This window comes from Streptomyces sp. NPDC058576, assembly GCF_042718715.1.
Lineage (GTDB): Bacteria > Actinomycetota > Actinomycetes > Streptomycetales > Streptomycetaceae > Streptomyces.
Map to the genome: position 1 here is coordinate 1 of NZ_JBHXPF010000123.1, position 3748 is coordinate 3748.

General features: G+C 71.7%; 2 protein-coding genes. Both read left to right on the top strand.

All coding sequences use genetic code 11. The features are described 5' to 3' along the window. On the top strand, positions 1-2382 hold a 2382-nt coding region (locus ACFWRV_RS36315; RefSeq protein ID WP_384340448.1), incomplete at its 5' end, for a condensation domain-containing protein. Next, positions 2379-3748 (top strand): condensation domain-containing protein (locus ACFWRV_RS36320; protein WP_384340450.1); only part of this gene is annotated, 1370 nt, incomplete at its 3' end. The genes ACFWRV_RS36315 and ACFWRV_RS36320, both read left to right, overlap by 4 nt.

Consider the following 3748-nt stretch of genomic DNA (forward strand, 5'->3'; position numbering starts at 1 on the left):
GCCACCCACCATCGCGTGCCGCGCCCCTACCGCGGGAGTGCGACGGTGCCGATCGGCCGTCCGATGGCCAACACGCGTGTCTATGTCCTGGACGCACGTCTGCGGCCGGTCCCGCCGCAGGTGACGGGCGAGTTGTATGTCGCGGGGGCCGGTGTGGCCCGCGGGTATCTGGGCAAGCCCGGTATGACGGCCGAGCGTTTCGTCGCCGACCCCTACGGTTCCGGGCCCGGCGGGCGTATGTATCGCACCGGTGACCTCGTGCGTGCCAACGCCGAGGGGGATCTGGAGTACATGGGCCGTGCCGATCATCAGGTGAAGGTCCGTGGCTTCCGGATCGAACCCGGCGAGATCGAGAACGTCCTGACGGACCATCCGGCGATCGGTCAGGCTGCCGTGGTCGCCCACCACGACCAGCCCGGCAGCACCCGCCTGATCGCCTACATCGTCCCCGACACCGACGAAACGCCGGCAGACCTGCGTGAGTTCGTGCGACAGCTGTTGCCCGAGTACATGACGCCGTCCACGTACGTCACCTTGGACCGGCTGCCGTTGACGGCCAACGGCAAGCTCGACCGGGCCGCCCTGCCCGAACCCGATCCGGGCGCGCGGGCGGATGTGCCGCGCCGTGAGCCGCGGACTGAGCGCGAGCGACTGCTGGGGACGTTGGTCGCGCAAGCCCTGGGCGTGGACAAGGTCGGGCCCGACGACGACTTCTTCGCGCTCGGTGGGGACAGCATCGTCTCGATCCGGCTGGTCAGCCTCGCTCGCTCGGCAGGTGTCGGACTCGCGGTCCGGGACGTCTTCGAGCAGCGGACCGCGGCCGGTCTGGCCGAGGTCGCTCACGAACTGGCCGTGTCGGCAGCCGACCCCGACGACTCCGGCGTGGGAGGGATGGAGCCGACCCCGATCATGCGCTGGTTCGACGCGCGCGGAGGCGACATCGACGCGTTCCACCAGGCGATGCTGCTGGACGTGCCGGCTCAGTTGCGCCAGGATCACCTCGTCGCGGCCGTTCAGGCACTCGTGAACCACCACGACGCGCTGCGGTTGACCCGGACACCGGGCGGTCAGGGAAACGGGGCGTGGTCGCTGGACGTGGGGCCGGTGGGGTCCGTGTCGGCCGCGGACCTGGTACACCGTGTCGAGACCGCCGGCGCCGTCGTCGACGCGACGCTGGTCCGCGCACAGGCGGAGGAGGCATCCGCCCGCCTGTCGGCCGAGCGTGGCCCACTGGTTCAGATGGTCTGGTTCGACGCCGGACCCGCCGTACGGGGCAGGCTGCTGGTCGTCGTCAACCATCTCGTCGTCGACGGGGTGTCCTGGCGGATCCTGCTCCCCGATCTCATCGCCGCCTGCGATGCCGTCGGGGGCGGTCGTCCCCCACGGCTGGACCCGGTGGCCACCTCCCTGCGCCGCTGGTCGAGTCTCCTCACGGTCGAGGCCCGGCAGCCGGCCCGCACCGCCGAGGCGGCGCTGTGGAGCGAACTGCTCGCCGCGGCCGACCCACCGCTGACCACTGGCCGGCTCGATGCCACGCGGGACACCGTGGGCCGCGCCCGCGAACTCACCCTCTCCCTGCCACCCGAGGTCACCACCCCCCTCCTGACGGCCGTGCCCACGGCCTTCCACGCGAAGGTCGACGACGTCCTGCTCACCGCGCTCGCCCTGGCGGTCGCCCAGTGGCGCCGGACCCACGCACGCGGACGGCACACGGCTCTTCTGGTGGACGTGGAGGGACACGGGCGCGAGGAGATCGTCGAGGGCGCGGACCTCTCGCGCACCGTGGGGTGGTTCACCTCGCTGTATCCCGTCCGCGTCGATCCGGGCCCCCTGGCGTGGGAAGAGGTCGTCGACGGCGGGCCGCCGCTCGGACAGGCCTTGAAACGGGTCAAGGAACAGGTGCGTTCCCTGCCCGACCGGGGCATCGGCTACGGCCTGCTGCGGCACCTCAATCCGGAGACCGGGCCGGAGCTGGCCGGGCTCGCCGTACCGCAACTCGGATTCAACTACCTCGGCCGGTTCCCCTCGGCGGGCGCCCCGGTGGTCCCCGGCCGCCCGGAATGGACCGTGGCCGCCGAGACGGGCCTGCTGAGCGGCGCCGACCCGGCCACCGCCCTGGCGCACGGGCTCGAGGTGAACAGCATGGTCCGCGACGCCCCGGACGGGCCGGAACTGGAGGCCGTCTGGACCTGGGCGCCGGATCTCTGGACCGAACGGCACGTCCGAGCCCTGGCCGACCACTGGTTCCGAGCGATCCGCGGACTGGTCCGGCACGGCGAGCGCTCCGGCACCGGCGGCCACAGCCCCTCGGACTTCCCCCTGACCGAACTCAGCCAGCACGACATCGAGCAGCTCGAAGCAGCGTGGAGGGTGCAGAAATGACGACGTCGGGCCTGGAAGACATCCTCCCCCTCTCCCCGATGCAGGAGGGGCTGCTGTTCCACTCCCGCTACGAGCAGGACGGCGCGGACGTCTACGCGGTGCAGCACGTCCTGGCTGTCGAGGGCGCCCTCGACGCGGCGCGGCTGCGGGCCGCCGTGCTCGCGCTCGTCCAACGGCACCCGAACCTGCGCGCCGGCTTCCGGCAGGTGGACTCCGGCCGGACCATACAAATGGTGCCACGTCAGGTCGACGTTCCCTGGGACGTGTTCGACCTGTCGCCCCTTCCCGAGGACGAGGCGGAGGGGGAGCTGGCCCGGCTCGCAGCCAAGGAGCACGCCCGTCGGTTCGACTTGGCCGAGCCGCCCCTGCTGCGCTTCTCCCTGGTACGCCTGGCCGCCGAACGCCACCGCCTCATCATGACCACCCACCACATCCTGCTCGACGGCTGGTCGACGCCACTGCTCGTGCGCGAGTTGACCATGCTGTACGACAGCGAGGGCGACGCCACCGCGCTGCCCCGAGTGGCCCCCTACCGGCAGTATCTGGGGTGGCTCGCGCAGCAGGACCAGCCGGCGGCGGAGGCTGCCTGGGGGGAGGCGCTCGGCGGACTCGAGCAGCCGACGCTGCTCACCCCGGTGGATCCGGGCCGCCCCGGACTGATGCCGGAGCGGATCACGGTGGAGCTTGACGAGGACCGCACGGCAGCGCTGGCCGACTGGGCGCGCCGGCACGGGGTGACCCTGAACACCGTGCTCCAGGCAGCCTGGGGGCTGGTGCTGAGCCGACGTACCGGCCACGACGACGTCGTGTTCGGGGCCGTCGTGGCGGGGCGCGACCCTCAACTGCCGGGCGTCGAATGCATGGTGGGTCTGCTGATCAACATGGTGCCGGTGCGGGTGTCCCTGGACCCGGCACAGACGCTGCTGACCACCGTCGAACAGGTGCAGAGCGCGCAGTCGCGGCTCACCGGGCACCACCACCTCGGGCTCGCCCGCATCCAGCAACTGGCCGGGCTGGGAGACCTCTTCGACACCTCTCTGGTCTTCGAGAACTATCCGTGGGACGAGCCCGGCGAGCGGCCGGAGACCGGGCTGCGGATCACTCCTGACCTGGGCCGCGGGCGGGACGCGACGCACTATCCACTGACCCTGATCGCCGCCCCTGGCCGCCGTCTGTACCTCCGCCTGGACTACCGCGACGACCTGTTCGACCGGGCGACGGCCGCCGGGTTCGTCGACCGGCTGATCCGGGTGCTCGACCTCGTCGTCACGGATCCCTCGCGGCCGATCGGGCGGATCGATCTGCTCTCCGTGGAGGAGCGGGCGGCTGTGTTGGCGGTGTCTTCGGTTGTTGTGCCGTCGCGGGT